The organism is Pseudomonas sp. NBRC 111124 (genome assembly GCF_001320245.1).
GTDB lineage: Bacteria > Pseudomonadota > Gammaproteobacteria > Pseudomonadales > Pseudomonadaceae > Aquipseudomonas.
In genome coordinates this window covers 51,177-67,618 of the sequence record NZ_BCBA01000031.1, presented here as the reverse complement: position 1 = coordinate 67,618, position 16,442 = coordinate 51,177, and the positions used below count along the sequence as shown (strand labels likewise).

Annotated in this window: 10 protein-coding genes; all 10 read left to right on the top strand. The window is 62.3% G+C overall.

What is annotated here, in order from left to right; translation table 11 throughout:
- Positions 1-7 precede the first annotated feature (7 nt).
- The 10 genes from APH28_RS12990 to APH28_RS12945 all read left to right on the top strand — a co-directional run bounded on the left by APH28_RS12990 (position 8) and on the right by APH28_RS12945 (position 16,442).
- Positions 8-1,627 (top strand): AAA family ATPase, encoded by a 1,620-nt coding sequence (locus APH28_RS12990; protein ID WP_060509904.1) that lies wholly within the window; start codon positions 8-10, stop codon positions 1,625-1,627.
- A 373-nt stretch (positions 1,628-2,000) separates the two neighbouring features.
- The gene (gene gltB, locus APH28_RS12985; RefSeq protein ID WP_060509902.1) at positions 2,001-6,446 is read left to right on the top strand and encodes a glutamate synthase large subunit; all 4,446 of its coding nucleotides are present in this window, start codon (positions 2,001-2,003) and stop codon (positions 6,444-6,446) included.
- A 106-nt stretch (positions 6,447-6,552) separates the two neighbouring features.
- A complete protein-coding gene (locus APH28_RS12980; protein ID WP_060484277.1) occupies positions 6,553-7,971 on the top strand; it encodes an FAD-dependent oxidoreductase in 1,419 nt (472 codons plus the stop codon).
- A 150-nt stretch (positions 7,972-8,121) separates the two neighbouring features.
- Positions 8,122-9,186, top strand: a complete 1,065-nt coding sequence (gene hemE / locus APH28_RS12975) for a uroporphyrinogen decarboxylase (RefSeq protein WP_060509900.1) — start codon at positions 8,122-8,124, stop codon at positions 9,184-9,186.
- Positions 9,187-9,397: 211 nt separating this feature from the next.
- Positions 9,398-10,867 carry an N-acetylglucosamine-binding protein GbpA gene (gbpA, locus tag APH28_RS12970; RefSeq protein ID WP_060509898.1) on the top strand — a complete coding sequence of 490 codons (1,470 nt, stop codon included), beginning with the start codon at positions 9,398-9,400 and terminating at the stop codon, positions 10,865-10,867.
- A gap of 57 nt (positions 10,868-10,924) precedes the next feature.
- A complete protein-coding gene (locus tag APH28_RS12965; protein ID WP_060509897.1) occupies positions 10,925-11,437 on the top strand; it encodes a cytochrome b/b6 domain-containing protein in 513 nt (170 codons plus the stop codon).
- Positions 11,438-11,459: 22 nt separating this feature from the next.
- The gene (locus tag APH28_RS28595; RefSeq protein ID WP_156340881.1) at positions 11,460-11,936 is read left to right on the top strand and encodes a hypothetical protein; all 477 of its coding nucleotides are present in this window, start codon (positions 11,460-11,462) and stop codon (positions 11,934-11,936) included.
- The gene (gspD, locus tag APH28_RS12955) at positions 11,933-13,768 is read left to right on the top strand and encodes a type II secretion system secretin GspD (RefSeq protein ID WP_060509892.1); all 1,836 of its coding nucleotides are present in this window, start codon (positions 11,933-11,935) and stop codon (positions 13,766-13,768) included. Before APH28_RS28595 ends, gspD begins: the two co-directional genes overlap by 4 nt.
- A gap of 2 nt (positions 13,769-13,770) precedes the next feature.
- Positions 13,771-15,234: a type II secretion system ATPase GspE gene (gene gspE / locus APH28_RS12950; RefSeq protein ID WP_060509890.1), complete on the top strand. Its 1,464-nt coding sequence runs from the start codon at positions 13,771-13,773 to the stop codon at positions 15,232-15,234.
- A 2-nt stretch (positions 15,235-15,236) separates the two neighbouring features.
- Entirely contained in the window at positions 15,237-16,442 is a 1,206-nt protein-coding gene (locus APH28_RS12945) for a type II secretion system F family protein (RefSeq protein WP_060509888.1), read from the top strand.

Genomic DNA, 16,442 nt, shown 5'->3' with positions numbered 1-16,442 from the left:
CAGCGTAATGACCAGTTTGCATGCCGATGAGGCGTTCCTCGAACATTACCAGTTGAGCCACGATCCGTTCGCGCCGCGTGTGCCCGGCTTCAAGTTCTTCCCTGCCCAGCGCAAACCCGTGCTGGGCCAGCTGCATCACTTGGCTCGCTATAGCCAGTTGATGCTTGTAGTCACTGGCCCTGTGGGCAGCGGCAAGACGCTGCTGCGTCAGGCCCTGGTGGCCAGCACCAACAAGCAGACGGTGCTGAGCGTGGTGGTGTCGGCCCGCGGCGCCAGCGACGCTGCCAGCGTGCTAGGCCAAGTGGCGCAAGCGCTGGAAGTGGCCCAGCCTGAAATGCAGGCAATCCTGAACAAGGTGGTGCAACTGGCACTGACCGGGCAGGAAGTCTATTTGCTGGTAGACGATGCGGAACAACTTGACGAGTCGGCACTCCAAGCGTTGCTGGAACTGGCGGCCGGGTTGCCGGAAGGGCGCCCGCATGTATTCCTGTTCGGCGAGCCGTCGCTGATAGCCGGGTTGGACGAGATCCAGGTCGAGGAAGAGCGCTTCCACGTCATTGAACTCGCCCCCTACAGCGAGGAGGAAACCCGTGAGTACCTGGAGCAACGCCTGGAAGGCGCTGGCCGGGGCATCGAGGTGTTCACCCGTGAACAGCTTGTCGATATTCATGAAAACTCCGACGGATGGCCTGGCAACATCAACCAGGTCGCCCGCGATACTTTGATCGAAGCCATGATCGCCAGCCGTACCACGGTCAAGCGACCATCCATGGGGTTCAAAATGCCTAAGAAACACGTGCTCGCGCTGTCCGCTGTCGTCGTGGTCGCCGTAGGTGCTGCGGTGCTGATGCCCAAGAAAGGCGACAAGGCCCCTGCCGAAGCGCCTGTAACCCAGGCCCAGCTGCCGTTGGGAGAGGGGCAGCCCGGTGGCGCCCAGTCGAACAACGGTAACCCGGCCATCGAGTTCTCCGGCCAGTCGCAGCCGATGCCGCTGCCGCTGGTCGGGCAGTCCCAGCCGGTCATGCGCGAGCCGCTGGCGCAAGCTGCCGGCATGGGTGACGGCGAAGAAGGTGGCCCGGCCGGCAACACAGCCTTGCAGCCTGGCAACCCGCCAACAGTGACCACGATCGCGCCACCGCAGGGCGTGCCTGCTGGCCCTGCGCCGAGCATGGCCCAGGCTACCGCGCCGGTGCAGCCGGTTGCACCAGCACCGAAGCCTGTCGCTACCCAACCTGCCAAGCCAGTTGCGCCTGTCAAGCCGGCGCCGGCACCGACTCAGGTCGCTACCGCCAAGCCAGCCGCCAAGCCGGTGGAAAAACCGGCAGTCGGCGGCACCGGTAGCAGTGGCTGGTATTCGGGCCAGAAGCCAGGCAACTATGTGGTGCAGATCCTGGGTACCAGCTCCGAAGCGTCGGCCCAGGCCTTCGTCAAGGAGCAAGGTGGCGACTATCGCTACTTCAAGAAAAACCTGCAGGGCAAGCCAATGTACGTGGTCACCTACGGCAACTTTGCCAACCGCGACGCAGCGGTTGCGGCAATCAAGAACTTGCCAGCGAAGGTCCAGGCTGGTAAACCTTGGCCACGTACCGTCGCCAGCGTCCAACAAGAGCTGGCCTCGGCCCGCTGATACCTTCCGGGCGGCATCACCCCGCCGCCCAGTTGCTGAGCGATTAATGACATTCGACTAGCCTGCTGCGCCTGAGCGCGGCAGGCTTTTCTGTCCCAGACTGCCGGCCACAAGCCTCTGTTGCAGTCATGGCTGAAACGCTTCAGACTCGAGCCAAGCCGCTATCACGGCGCATGGCGCAAAAACATTCAAAATTGCGACATAAATTTTCAATGGTGAGACATGAAAATTTGTGGGTAAGACTGTCGCTGTGCAACAATGGTTTTCCATGGCCACCGCAAAAAGCTGGCGTTTGATCGGCGTGGATGGTAAGTGGTTGTACATAAAAGAGATTTGCCTCCGGTTGAGAGGTGAACCTGGTGAGAAAGTGTCTATGAAAACAGGTCTGTACCATCCCGAAGAATTCAAGGACAACTGTGGTTTTGGCCTGATCGCCCATATGACGGGCGAGCCGAGCCACCACCTTCTGCAAACCGCCATGCAGGCATTGACCTGCATGACCCACCGCGGCGGCATCAACGCCGACGGCAAGACCGGCGACGGTTGCGGTCTGCTCATGCAGAAGCCCGATCAATTCCTGCGGGCCGTAGCCCAGCAATACTTCGCTGTCGAGTTGCCCAAGCAGTACGCCGTCGGCATGGTGTTCTTCAATCAGGACACGGTCAAAGCCGAAGCTGCCCGCGCCAACATGGACCGCGAAATCGTCGCAGCCGGCCTGAAGCTGGTCGGCTGGCGCAAGGTGCCGATCGACACCAGCGTGCTCGGGCGCCTGGCCCTTGAGCGCCTGCCGCAGATCGAGCAGGTGTTCATCGGCGGTGAAGGCCTGAGCGATCAGGAATTCGCCATCAAGCTGTTCAGTGCCCGTCGCCGTTCGTCCGTGGCCAACGCCCACGACGCCGACCACTACATCTGCAGCTTCTCGCACAAGACCATCATCTACAAAGGCCTGATGATGCCGCGCGATCTCGCGGCGTTCTATCCAGACCTGGGTGACGAACGCCTGCAAACCGCGATCTGCGTGTTCCACCAGCGCTTCTCCACCAACACCCTGCCAAAATGGCCGCTGGCGCAGCCTTTCCGCTTCCTCGCTCACAACGGCGAGATCAACACCATCACCGGCAACCGCAACTGGGCCATGGCCCGTCGCACCAAGTTCGCCAACGACCAGATCCCCGACCTCGAAGAGCTCGGCCCGCTGGTCAACCGCGTCGGTTCCGACTCCTCGAGCATGGACAACATGCTGGAGCTGATGGTCACCGGCGGCATCGACCTGTTCCGCGGCGTGCGCATGCTGGTACCACCCGCCTGGCAGAACGTCGAGACCATGGACGCCGACCTGCGCGCCTTCTACGAATACAACTCCATGCACATGGAGCCGTGGGATGGCCCGGCCGGTATCGTCATGACCGAAGGCCGCCACGCGGTGTGCCTGCTCGACCGCAACGGCCTGCGTCCGGCGCGCTGGGTCACCACCACCAACGGCTATATCACCATCGCTTCGGAAATCGGCGTATGGGGCTACCAGCCTGAGGAAGTGTTGGCCAAGGGCCGTGTCGGCCCGGGTCAGATCCTCGCCGTGGACACCGAGACTGGCCAGATCCTCGACACCGACGCCATTGACAACCGTCTGAAGTCGCGCCACCCGTACAAGCGCTGGCTGCGTCAGCACGCCACCCGCATTCAGGCGACCCTGACCGACGACCAGGGCGTGGCCAGCTACGACGCTGACCAGCTCAAGCAGTACATGAAGATGTTCCAGGTCACCTTCGAAGAGCGTGACCAGGTGCTGCGTCCACTCGGCGAGCAGGGCCAGGAAGCGGTCGGTTCGATGGGTGACGACACGCCGATGGCCGTGCTGTCTCAGCGCGTGCGTTCGCCGTACGACTTCTTCCGCCAGCAGTTCGCCCAGGTGACCAACCCGCCGATCGACCCGCTGCGCGAAGCGATCGTCATGTCGCTGGAAATCTGCCTGGGCGCCGAGCGCAACATCTTCCAGGAATCCCCGGAGCACGCTTCGCGGGTGATCCTCAGCTCGCCGGTCATCTCGCCCGCCAAATGGCGTTCGCTGATGAACCTGGAGCGTGAAGGCTTCGAACGCCAGCTGATCGACCTCAACTACGACGAGAGCGTCGGCCTGGAAGCGGCCATCCGCAACATCGCCGACCAGGCTGAAGAAGCCGTGCGCGGCGGCAAGACCCAGCTGGTCCTGAGCGACCGCTACATCGCCCCGGGCAAGCTGCCGGTGCACGCTTCGCTGGCTGTGGGCGCCGTGCACCACCGCCTGACCGAACAGGGCCTGCGTTGCGACAGCAACATCCTGGTCGAAACCGCCACTGCCCGTGACCCGCACCACTTCGCCGTGCTGCTGGGCTTCGGTGCCTCGGCCGTGTACCCGTACCTGGCGTATGAAGTGCTGGCTGACCTGATCCGCACCGGCGAAGTGCTGGGCGACCTGGACGAAGTCTTCAAGTATTACCGCAAAGGCATTTCCAAGGGCCTGCTGAAGATCCTGTCGAAGATGGGCATCTCCACCATCGCCTCGTACCGTGGCGCGCAACTGTTCGAAGCGATCGGCCTGTCCGAAGAAGTGGTCGGTCTGAGCTTCAAGGGCGTGTCCAGCCGTATCAAAGGTGCGCGTTTCGTCGACCTCGAAGGCGACCAGAAGCTGCTGGCGGCCGAAGCCTGGAGCGCGCGCAAGCCGATCCAGCAAGGTGGCCTGCTGAAGTTCGTCCACGGCGGCGAATACCACGCCTACAACCCGGACGTGGTCAACACCCTGCAAGCCGCCGTGCAGCAGGGCGACTATGCCAAGTTCAAGGAATACACCACGCTGGTCGACCAGCGCCCGGTGTCGATGATTCGCGACCTGCTGAAAGTGAAGGTGGCCGACGAGGCTCTGCCGCTGGACCAGATCGAGCCGCTGGAGGCCATCCTCAAGCGCTTCGACTCCGCCGGTATCTCGCTGGGGGCACTGTCGCCGGAAGCTCACGAAGCCTTGGCCGAGGCGATGAACCGCCTGGGCGCGCGTTCCAACTCCGGTGAGGGTGGTGAAGACCCGTCGCGCTACGGCACCGTCCGCAGCTCGAAGATCAAGCAGGTGGCCACCGGCCGCTTTGGCGTGACCCCGGAATACCTGGTCAACGCCGAAGTGCTGCAGATCAAGGTTGCCCAGGGCGCCAAGCCCGGTGAAGGCGGCCAGCTGCCAGGCGGCAAGGTCAACGGCCTGATCGCCAAGCTGCGCTATGCGGTACCGGGCGTGACCCTGATCTCGCCGCCGCCGCACCACGACATCTACTCGATCGAAGACCTGGCCCAGCTGATTTACGACCTCAAGCAGGTCAACCCGCAGGCCCTGGTTTCGGTCAAGCTCGTGGCCGAAGCGGGCGTAGGCACCATCGCCGCCGGCGTGGCCAAGGCCTATGCCGACCTGATCACCATCTCCGGTTACGACGGTGGTACCGGTGCGTCGCCGCTGACCTCGATCAAGTACGCTGGCGCCCCGTGGGAACTGGGCCTGGCCGAAACCCACCAGACCCTGCGCGGCAACGACCTGCGCGGCAAGGTACGTGTACAGACCGACGGCGGCCTGAAGACCGGCCTGGACGTGATCAAGGCCGCCATCCTCGGCGCTGAAAGCTTCGGCTTCGGCACCGCGCCAATGATCGCCCTGGGCTGCAAGTACCTGCGCATCTGCCACCTGAACAACTGCGCGACCGGCGTAGCCACGCAGAACGAGAAGCTGCGCAAGGACCACTACATCGGCACTGTCGACATGGTGATCAACTTCTTCACCTTCGTCGCCGAAGAAACCCGCGAGTGGCTGGCCAAGCTGGGCGTTCGCAGCCTCGGCGAGCTGATCGGCCGTACTGACCTGCTCGACGTGCTGCCAGGCGACACCGAGCGCCAGCAGTACCTGGACCTGACCCCGCTACTGGGCAGCTCGCACATCCCGGCCGACAAGCCGCAGTTCTGCGAAGTGGACAAGAACCCGCCGTTTGACAAGGGCGAGCTGGCCGAGAAGATGGTCGAGATGGCCCTGCCGGCTATCCGCGACCAGGCCGGTGGCGAGTTCAGCCTCGACATCTGCAACTGCGACCGTTCCATTGGTGCCCGTATCTCTGGCGAAATCGCCAAGCTGTACGGCAACCAGGGCATGGCCGACAAGCCGGTCACCTTCCGCTTCAAGGGGACTGCTGGCCAGAGCTTCGGCGTGTGGAACGCCGGTGGCCTGAACCTGCACCTCGAAGGCGACGCCAACGACTACGTCGGCAAAGGCATGACCGGTGGCAAGGTAACCATCGTGCCGCCAGCCGGTAGCCCGTTCGCCACCCAGCACAGCGCCATCGTCGGCAACACCTGCCTGTACGGCGCCACCGGCGGCAAGCTGTTTGCCGCGGGCACGGCGGGCGAACGCTTCGCTGTGCGTAACTCCGGCGCCCACGCCGTTGTCGAGGGTACTGGCGATCACTGCTGTGAATACATGACCGGCGGCTTTGTCTGCGTGCTGGGCAAGACCGGTTACAACTTCGGTTCTGGCATGACTGGCGGCTTCGCCTACGTGCTCGACATGGACAACAGCTTCGTCGACAAACTCAACCACGAGCTGGTGGAAATCCAGCGCATCAGTGGTGAGGCGATGGAAGCCTACCGCAGCCACCTGGCGCGGGTCCTTGGCGAATACGTGGAAGAGACCGGCAGCGAGTGGGGGCGTGAGCTCTTCGAGAACCTGGACGACTACGTGCGGCGCTTCTGGCTGGTCAAGCCGAAGGCGGCCAACCTCAAGCAACTGCTGTCCAGCACCCGCGCCAACCCGCAGTAAGAACAGCTGCAAGTGACGGCCCCGTGCGCGGGGCCCGTCGTGCTCAAGTGATCGTCTTGCAGCTTGCAGCCTGAGGCTGGCAACTGCGGTAAAGAGGTTTTGAAAAATGGCTGAACGTCTGAACAACGACTTCCAGTTCATCGAAGTGGGCCGCAAGGACCCCAAGAAGAAGCTGCTGCGTCAGCGCAAGAAGGAGTTCGTGGAAATCTACGAACCGTTCAAGCCGCAGCAGTCCGTGGAGCAGGCGCACCGCTGCCTGGGCTGCGGTAACCCATATTGCGAATGGAAGTGCCCGGTACACAACTTCATCCCCAACTGGCTGAAGCTGGTCTCCGAAGGCAACATCCTGGCTGCGGCCGAACTGTCGCACCAGACCAACACCCTGCCGGAAGTGTGCGGCCGTGTGTGCCCGCAGGACCGACTGTGCGAAGGTGCCTGCACCCTGAACGACGGTTTCGGCGCGGTAACCATCGGTTCGGTCGAGAAGTACATCACCGACACCGCCTTCGCCATGGGCTGGCGCCCGGACATGTCCAAGGTCAAGCCCACCGGCAAGCGCGTCGCCATCATCGGCGCCGGCCCGGCCGGCTTGGGCTGCGCGGACGTGCTGGTGCGCGGTGGGGTGACCCCGGTGGTGTTCGACAAGAACCCGGAGATCGGTGGCCTGCTGACCTTTGGCATCCCCGAGTTCAAGCTGGAAAAGACCGTGCTGAGCAATCGCCGCGAAGTCTTCACCGGCATGGGCATCGAGTTCCGCCTGAACACCGAGGTGGGCAAGGACATCACCATGGAACAACTGCTTGCTGAGTACGACGCGGTGTTCATGGGCATGGGTACCTACACCTACATGAAGGGCGGCTTCCCGGGCGAAGACCTGCCGGGCGTACACGACGCGCTGGACTTCCTGATCGCTAACGTCAACCGCAACCTCGGTTTCGAGAAGTCGCCGGAAGACTTCGTCGACATGCAGGGCAAGAAGGTCGTGGTGCTGGGCGGTGGCGACACGGCGATGGACTGCAACCGTACCTCGATCCGCCAGGGCGCCAAGTCGGTGACCTGTGCTTATCGTCGTGACGAAGCCAACATGCCGGGTTCGCGCAAAGAGGTGAAGAACGCCAAGGAAGAAGGCGTGAAGTTCCTCTACAACCGCCAGCCCATCGCCATAGTCGGCGAGGACAAGGTCGAAGGCGTAAAAGTGGTCGAGACCCGTCTCGGCGAGCCGGATGCCCGTGGCCGTCGCAGCCCTGAGCCGATCCCGGGCTCCGAAGAAATCTTGCCGGCCGACGCCGTGGTGATCGCCTTCGGGTTCCGCCCGAGCCCGGCACCGTGGTTCGAGCAGCACGGCATCCAGCTGGACAGCCAAGGCCGCGTGGTGGCGCCGGAGAAAGCCAAGTTCAAGCACCAGACCAGCAACCCGAAAGTGTTCGCTGGTGGCGACATGGTGCGTGGTTCGGACCTGGTGGTGACGGCGATCTTCGAGGGTCGCAACGCCGCCGAAGGCATCTTGGACTATCTCGAAGTCTGATCGATCGCGGGGGCTGCAAAGCAGCCCCCGCAAATTTTGTATACAAAATCGTTTGATCTGTGGCACCCAATAGACAAAACGCATGGCCTTGGCCGTGCCTTTTGCGCTGGCGTCTGAGAAAATGCCCGCACTATTTTTCCGGATGCCGACATGACTGCCCTGAAGAACGATCGTTTCCTGCGTGCGCTGCTCAAGCAACCCGTTGACGTCACCCCTGTCTGGATGATGCGCCAGGCCGGCCGCTACCTGCCGGAGTACCGCGCCAGCCGCGCCAAGGCGGGCGATTTCATGAGCCTGTGCATGAACCCGCAGTTCGCCTGCGAGGTTACCCTGCAGCCGCTGGACCGCTACCCACTGGACGCAGCGATCCTGTTCTCGGACATCCTCACCATCCCTGACGCCATGGGCCTGGGCCTGTACTTCGAGACCGGCGAAGGGCCGCGTTTCAAAAAGACCATCAGCACCCCGGCCGACATCGAAGCGCTGCCGATCCCTGACCCGCAGAAAGACCTCGGCTACGTGATGGACGCGGTCAGCACCATCCGTCGCGAGCTCAACGGGCGCGTGCCGCTGATCGGCTTCTCCGGCAGCCCATGGACCTTGGCCACTTACATGGTCGAAGGCGGTTCGTCCAAGGACTTCCGCAAGACCAAGGCCATGGCCTACGACAACCCGCAAGCCCTGCACCTGCTGCTGGACAAGCTGGCCCAGTCGGTTACCAGCTACCTCAACGGCCAGATCCTAGCGGGTGCCCAGGCGGTGCAGATCTTCGACACCTGGGGTGGCAATCTGTCGGCAGCGGCCTACCAGGAGTTCTCCCTGGCTTACATGCGCAAGATCGTCAGCGGCCTGATTCGCGAGCACGAAGGGCGCAAGGTGCCGGTGATCCTGTTCACCAAGAATGGCGGCCTCTGGCTGGAAAGCATCGCCGAAGCCGACGCTGACGCACTGGGCCTGGACTGGACCTGCGAAATCGGCGACGCCCGCCGCCGCGTTGGTGACAAGGTGGCACTGCAGGGCAACATGGACCCAACCGTGCTGTACGCCAAACCCGAAGCTATTCGCCAGGAAGTGGCGCGCATCCTGGCCAGTTATGGCAAGGGCACTGGTCACGTATTCAACCTTGGTCACGGGATTACCCCGGAAGTCGACCCGAAGCACGCCGGCGTGTTCATCAACGCCGTGCATGAGCTGTCGGCGCAGTACCACCAGTAAATGCGCTGAAACGAACAGCCCGGCCAAGTGCTGGGCTTTTTGTTGAGTTCGACACGCCTCCCTCACCGATGAAATCGGCGCCATCCAGCCGCTAGTGAGAAGCCTGAAGAATTCCAGGCCTTTTCCTACATATCGGCGCCTTGGCCATTCCTAGACTCGTGCACTTCTGTCGGGCCTCCCCGACGCAAGCTCAAGTAGTCCGGAGTGCGTCATGAGTACAACAAAGAATCTGCGAAAGTTTGCTGCCAGCGGTTTATGGCTGGCAGTTGCCGGTGCAGGCATGCATGCCCAGTTGGCCAATGCGCATGGTTATGCCAGTGAGCCACCCTCTCGTGCGTATGCCTGCCGGTTAGGTCTGAACACTGGATGCGGCCAACCCATGTACGAGCCGCAAGCTGTCGGAGAGGCAGAAAAAGGGTTTCCGGGCCGCGGTCCTGTCGATGGGAAGCTCGCCAGTGGAGGTGTGCGGACTGATTTCTCGTCGCTTGATGAACAATCGGCCAATCGCTGGTCCCTGACCCCTGTCAAACAACGTGAAATCGCCTTTGACTGGCATTACACGGAAGGGCACAAGACAACGGGCTGGGAGTATTTCATCACCAAAACGGGTTGGAACCCGAATGCCCCGTTGGGTCGTGATGCGTTCGAGCCAACGCCTTTCTGCACCGTCGACGGGCAAGGCAAGCCCGCCCGTGGCGAGGGGCAATCCACGAGTGGGCCGGCCCTGGTAAAACACCAGTGCACGCTGCCTGCCGGCAAGTCCGGTCAGCACATAATCCTGGGTGCCTGGACAGTCGCCGATACCGCCGCTGCGTTCTACAACGTCATGGACGTGGATATCCAGGTAGAAGGCGGCCCGGTTCCAGAGTGGCCGCAGGTGGGTAGCATCAGCCCGCACCGTGACCTGCAGGTTGGCGACAAGGTGAAGGCCCGCGCGTTCGTGGCCGGTTCGGAAAGCGCTCCATACAGCGTCACGGTTACTATCGAGAGCGCGGAGGAAGGCCTTGCGCCCAATTGGTCCTACAAGCTGGCCAAGCGCATCAATGAAACCCAGTCGCTGGTGCAGGCCGGTCAGCTCGATAACGACGGCAACATCAAGCCCGTACAGGGCGCCAACAACATCTTCGCCAAGCCAGAGACGGGCATCAGCAGTTATCAGCTGGACATCGAAGGCGTGCCGGTCGACGACAGCTATATGCATCTGCATGACCTCAAGCCTGATTACAGCTTGACTGACGGCAAGACGAATATTGACTTCACCGTCATGACCAACCGCAAGCTGCAGGTCAGCGCCCGGCTGTTCGATAGCGCTAACCAGCAGGTCGGCTTCGTTCGCCTGGACGTGGATGCCGCCACCAGCCCCATTGCGCTACCAGTGACCAGCGTCGAGGGCGAACACCTGCTCAAGGTGGTTGGCGTCAACAAGACGGGGCGCATTTTGCTGCAGGAAGAACGTGTCGTTCAGCTCAAAGCCGCAGGTGGCGAAGACTACGACTTCGAATTCCCTCAGTCGATCGCAAGTTACAAAGAAGGCACTCGTGTCCTGCAACCCAAGACCGGCGAGGTGTTCGAGTGCAAACCATTCCCGTTTGAGGGCTGGTGCAAGAGCTACTCGGGCAGTGCCAACCATTATGAGCCTGGTGTAGGCAGCAACTGGCAAGACGCCTGGATCAAGCGCTAAAAGGAGTGCGGCCCGGCGGCCCGATAGGGCAAGCCGGGCCGTGTCGCGGTAATTCTTATGCAACAACACACGTATTGCTGGCAGCAGATGCTGCTGCACTGGGTTTCTGCCCTGGTGATCATCTGGGCGCTGGTAAGTGGCTTTTACGTCTCGGGCTTTACTGTCGAACCCGCTACCGCGCAATGGGTCGGTTTCCTGAATGTTGGACTGACCACGCTGTTTATCCCGGTCTTTCTGTTGCGTTGGTTGATGCGCTACCTGAAGCCCAGGCCGAGCGCGGTGAACGAAAACCCCTTGGCACGGCGTCTGGCGCATTTTGTTCATGAAGGCATTTACTGGCTGACCGCGTTGGTGCTGACCTCAGGCGTGCTGATGATGGACCGTGCGATCGACGTGTTTGGCTGGTTTGCAATCGCGCCCTGGCTGGCTGATCCATTTTGGCTACGTGCCTGGCTTACGCTGCATATCGCAGCAAACGTCAGCCTGGCATTGGCCGTGGCTTTGCACGTGGGGGCAGTCGCCATGCACGAATTTGCAGGGCGGCGTGTAATCAGTCGAATGCTGCCCTGAGCCAATGAAGCACTCTTCTGTCTTGTCCTGGGTAGCAATCCCTCTGCTGACGTTGGTCATGCTGGGCTGGCGCGAAGCCACACGCCCTGACGTGGTCGAACCTGTCGGGCAAGACAGCGTTGCCAGTGCATCACCCGTGCAAGAGCCATTACCCACGGTGACCCTGGCATTGGCTTTTGGCTTTAGCGAGCCCGGGCAAAGGTTTGCAAGCCAGGCCGGATTGGTGCTCAAGCCTTGTTTCATACCCAGTCGCGGCCAACCCCGAGCGTTGGTGGGAGGCCGCGAGGGCGACAGTTTCTACAGCGTGGGCAGCCGCTTGCCGGGTGGCAGCGTGTTGCGCCGCATTGAGGTGGGAGCAATCACCCTTTGGGTCGACGGGCGCGAAGAAACCCTGACCCTGTCCAGCGACCGCGCCCGCGTTTTCGTTCAATCCGGCAGTAGCGCCGTGCGCGCTCCTGCCCCTTCCGATTCACCCCGCCTGTTGCGGGAGGTGCAATGAGATTTCAACGTTACCTGCGGGCAGCTTCACTTGGGGCTTGCCTGACCATGACTTGCCCACTGGCCCTGGCTGATGCGCCAACCTGGCAATTGGCGATGAGCGATGCCGATGTGCGTGATGTGGTTCGCGAAGTCGGGGCCATTCTTGACCAGACGATTGTGCTTGACCCACGTGTACAAGGGCGTATCACCGTACTGTCCAGTGAGGCGCACGATCGTGAGGGCGTACGAAGGTTGTTCTACTCGGTCCTGAATGCGCAAGGCTTTGCCGCAGTGAACGATGGTGACCGCTTGCTGGTGTTGCCGGCAAGTGAAGCCAAAGCCTGGGCCAACCAGCAGGCCGATGCGATCCCTTCCGCATTTACCACGCGCGTGTTCAGCCTGTCTGGCAGCACTGCTGCGGACCTGGCCGGCCTGTTGAGGCCGCTGGTGTCGAGCAATGGCTACATCGGCCCGTCAAGCTCCGCCAATGCCCTGGTGGTCACCGACTCGGCTGCCAACCTCGAGCGTCTGCAGGCCCTGGTGGGCCAACTGGACAGCGGTCAGCGGCATGACTATGAACTGGTAACGCTGCGTACAGCTCAAGCCGCCGATGTATTGCCTGTCGTCGAAGCTTCGGCAGGTAGCCCTGACAGCGGTGTGCGGGTATTGGCCGACACGCGCAGCAATCGCCTGCTCGTGCTTGGGCCGGAAAAATCCCGCCAACGGTTGGCACGACTGGCCCGCGAGCTGGATGTGCCGGCACCTGAAAATTCGCATCACTGGCGCGTGGTGCGCCTTCAGCATGGTAATGCCGAGCAGCTGGCCGAGGTGCTCGGTGAAGTGGGCAAGCGGCTGGACGGCAAGCCGGGCACAGAAGCCTTGGGCCAGACGCTCGCATCCGGAGCCATGGTCAAGGCGGATACCAGCCAGAACGCCTTGGTGCTGCTGGGCGATCCCAAGACGCTGGGAAATGTGGTGCAGATCATCGAGCAACTGGACCAGCCCCGCGCACAGGTGTTGATACACGCGGCCATCGTCGAAGTCAGTGGCGATATCAATGAGGCCTTGGGTTTGCAGTGGGGGCTGGACACCGGCAGCCTCAAGGGCGGGGTGACATTCCCGGACAGCGGTGCGCTGTTGGCCGATGTGCTGGGGGCGGACAAGGCACTGCCCAGCGGCGCGGCGCTGGCGCTAGGCTCTGACCGCTTTGGCCTGCTGGTTTCCGCATTGGCCAGCAACAGCCGTAGCAACCTGCTGTCCACCCCCAGCCTGCTTACGCTCGACAACCAGGAAGCGCAAATCCTGGTGGGGCAGAACGTGCCGTTCAAGACGGGCTCATACACCACGTCGGGCAATGGCGCGGATAATCCGTTCACCACTGTGGAACGCAAGGATATCGGCATCAGCCTCAAGGTTCGCCCGCACATCAACGAAGGCCGAAGCCTGCGCCTTGAGGTCGAGCAGGAGAGCTCGGAACTGGCGCCCAGCACGCTCGAAGGTGACCTGATTACCAGCAAGCGAACGCTCAAGAGCACCATTCTCGCGGCGGACGGCGAGATCATCGTGATTGGTGGCCTGATCAAGGACAGTGTCCGTACAGAGCAGCGTGGCGTGCCGTTGCTCAGTCGTATTCCTCTGCTGGGAGGCTTGTTCCGCTGGACCAGGGATACCCAGGAAAAGACCAATCTCATGGTGTTCCTGCGGCCTACCATCTTGCGTACCCAGGCTGAATTGGTTGAGTTCGGGCATCGTGCTTACGATGATGTTCGCGCCTCCGACCCGACGCGCGTGCCTCAGGACCCCCGCAGGCTGTTCGAAGCGCGACCGATGCCGGAAGGCCGGGAGCCATAGCCTTGAACCCTTTGCTCCCATTCGGCTTCGCCCGGCGGCATGGCATTTTGCTGGACCGGCAGGCAGCCGAGCCCGCCCTGTTGATGCGTGACGATGCTGCGCTGGAGCCACTTTCCGAGGCGCTGCGTGTCGTTGGCCATCACTGGCCTCTGCGCCTGGTGAATGGCGACCAGTTTGCAGAGTACCTTGCCGCTTGCTACGGCGGTGCACAGGACGCCGCGCAGTCGGTCATCCAGGGGCTGGATGAACACATCGACCTGTCACGTCTGGCTGAGGAGCTGCCGCAGACCAGTGACCTGCTCGATCAACAGGATGATGCGCCGATCATCCGCTTGCTCAATGCCTTGCTCAGCGAAGCGGTCAGATCGCGCGCTTCCGATATCCATCTGGAAACGTTCGAACAGCAGCTGCGCGTTCGCATGCGCGTCGATGGAGTCATGCGCGAAGTGCTGTCGCCGCCCAGAGCGCTCGCGGCCTTGCTGGTGTCGCGAATCAAGGTCATGGCGCGGCTGGACATAGCCGAAAAGCGTGTGCCGCAGGATGGCCGAATCAGCCTGCGGCTGACCGGTCATGAGGTGGATGTCCGTGTGTCTACCTTGCCGGCGGCCCATGGGGAAAGGGTGGTGCTGCGCTTGCTGGACAAGCAGGCTGTGCGCCTGGATGTGCAGCACATGCAGATGCAACCCCCGGTGCAGAAGGCGTTTCTGGCGTTGCTGGACAAACCCCACGGTATTTTCCTGGTCACAGGCCCGACCGGCTCGGGCAAGACCACCACGCTGTATACGGCGCTTTCGGTACTTAACCGCGAGTCGCGCAACATACTCACCGTCGAAGACCCGGTCGAATACCACTTGCCCGGCATCGGCCAGACTCAGGTCAACAGTAAGGTCGACATGACCTTTGCCCGTGGGCTTCGGGCGATTTTGCGGCAGGACCCGGACGTCGTGATGGTAGGGGAGATCCGTGACCGGGAAACGGCGGATATCGCCGTGCAGGCATCGCTGACAGGCCATCTGGTGCTGTCGACCCTTCACACCAACAGTGCTTTGGGGGCCATCACGCGGCTGGCGGACATGGGGGTGGATACCTGCCTGCTGGCATCCTCCCTTGCCGGTGTCATGGCACAGCGCCTGCTACGTGTGTTGTGCCCGCACTGCAAGGCCGCATACGAGGTGGACGCCGCCGCCGCCAGCGCCTTGGGCAACCCTGACGACCTGCCGCAGCAGCTTTACCAGGCTGTAGGTTGTGAGCTGTGCCAGATGGGTTACAGCGGGCGCATGGCATTGCATGAGATGGTCGTCATTACCCCGCAGCTGGCGCAGGCCATCCATGGTCGCGCATCGTTGGCACAGATGCAGGATTTACTTCCTCCGGGCACGACCACCCTGTTTCAACATGGCGTTCAGCGTGTCTGCCAAGGGCAGACCAGTCTTGAGGAGCTGTTGCGCGTGACGGGTCAGGGCTGAGCATGGCGGCCTTCCGGTATCAGGCCCAACGCCTGGATGGCGCTCGCCAGCGCGGCACGCTTGAGGCGGCCAGTGCGCGTCAGGCCCGGCAGCAGTTGCGCGAGCAGGGCTGGTCGGTCATGACAATCGAGCTGGTAAAGCCTTCGCCTTTTGCCGTCCTGGCTGCAGGCAATCGTCTTTCCCTGGCGCGCCGCTGTTTGCTCACTCGGCAGCTGGCGACGCTATTGCAAGCGGGCATGCCGCTGAGCGAAGCGCTACAGGCGGTGGCAGCGCAAAGTGGCCAGCGCCAGGCCAGGCAGATAATGCTCGGCGTGGCTGAGCGAGTCGCCGAAGGTAATACGTTTGCCGATGCACTGGCCCATTACCCATTGGCTTTCCCGCTGGTTTATCGCGCCACGGTCGAGGCGGCGGAGCGTTCCGGGCATCTGGCAGGGGTACTGGAGCGCCTGGCAGCGCATGGCGAAGATCAGCAGGCCCTGCGCCAGAAGGTGCAATTGGCGATGCTCTACCCGCTGATACTGACGATCGTCGCGCTGCTGGTGGTGGGCTTTCTGCTCGGCTATGTAGTGCCCGACGTAGTGCAGGCATTTGCCCGTGATCAGGCACAGTTGCCGCTGGCGACCCAGGTGCTGATTGCACTCAGCGATGCGTCTGGCCGCTTCGGGTTGCTGGCCTTGCTGGTGCTGCTGGCAGGCGTTGCCGGTGCTGCCGTGCTGCTGCGCGCGCCTGTGAGGCGAAGGCAATGGCATGCCATGGCGCTGCAGCTGCCAGGTTACGCCGGCTTCGTCCGTGCCAGTGACGCTACGCGGTTCATCAGTACCCTGGCGATTCTTGGCCGCAGCGGTGTTGTGCTGGTGGATGCCATGAACATCGCTGCAGGCGTGGTGGGCAACCTGGTTTTACGCGAGCGCTTGCAAACCGCAGTGCGTGAAGTAGGCGAAGGCGCAACGCTGGCCCATAGCCTGGCACGCAGCCAGTGCATGCCCGCACTGATGCTGCACATGATCGCCAGTGGTGAGCGTGCCGGGGAACTGGACAGCATGCTCGAACGTGCTGCCGAGCTTCAGGCCAGGCAACTGGCTGGTCGCATTACCCTCCTGGTGAGCCTCTGCGAACCCCTGATGCTTTTGCTGATGGGGGGCGTCGTGCTGTTCATCGTACTGGCCATCCTGCTGCCCATTCTCAACCTCAACCAACTGGTCAACTGA

Excerpts from the sequence above, each read along its gene's own strand:
- APH28_RS12990 (WP_060509904.1), top strand. The coding sequence starts at position 8 with ATGACCAGTTTGCATGCCGATGAGGCGTTCCTCGAACATTACCAGTTG.
- gltB (WP_060509902.1), top strand. The coding sequence starts at position 2,001 with ATGAAAACAGGTCTGTACCATCCCGAAGAATTCAAGGACAACTGTGGT.
- APH28_RS12980 (WP_060484277.1), top strand. The coding sequence starts at position 6,553 with ATGGCTGAACGTCTGAACAACGACTTCCAGTTCATCGAAGTGGGCCGC.
- hemE (WP_060509900.1), top strand. The coding sequence starts at position 8,122 with ATGACTGCCCTGAAGAACGATCGTTTCCTGCGTGCGCTGCTCAAGCAA.
- gbpA (WP_060509898.1), top strand. The coding sequence starts at position 9,398 with ATGAGTACAACAAAGAATCTGCGAAAGTTTGCTGCCAGCGGTTTATGG.
- APH28_RS12965 (WP_060509897.1), top strand. The coding sequence starts at position 10,925 with ATGCAACAACACACGTATTGCTGGCAGCAGATGCTGCTGCACTGGGTT.
- gspD (WP_060509892.1), top strand. The coding sequence starts at position 11,933 with ATGAGATTTCAACGTTACCTGCGGGCAGCTTCACTTGGGGCTTGCCTG.
- APH28_RS12945 (WP_060509888.1), top strand. The coding sequence starts at position 15,237 with ATGGCGGCCTTCCGGTATCAGGCCCAACGCCTGGATGGCGCTCGCCAG.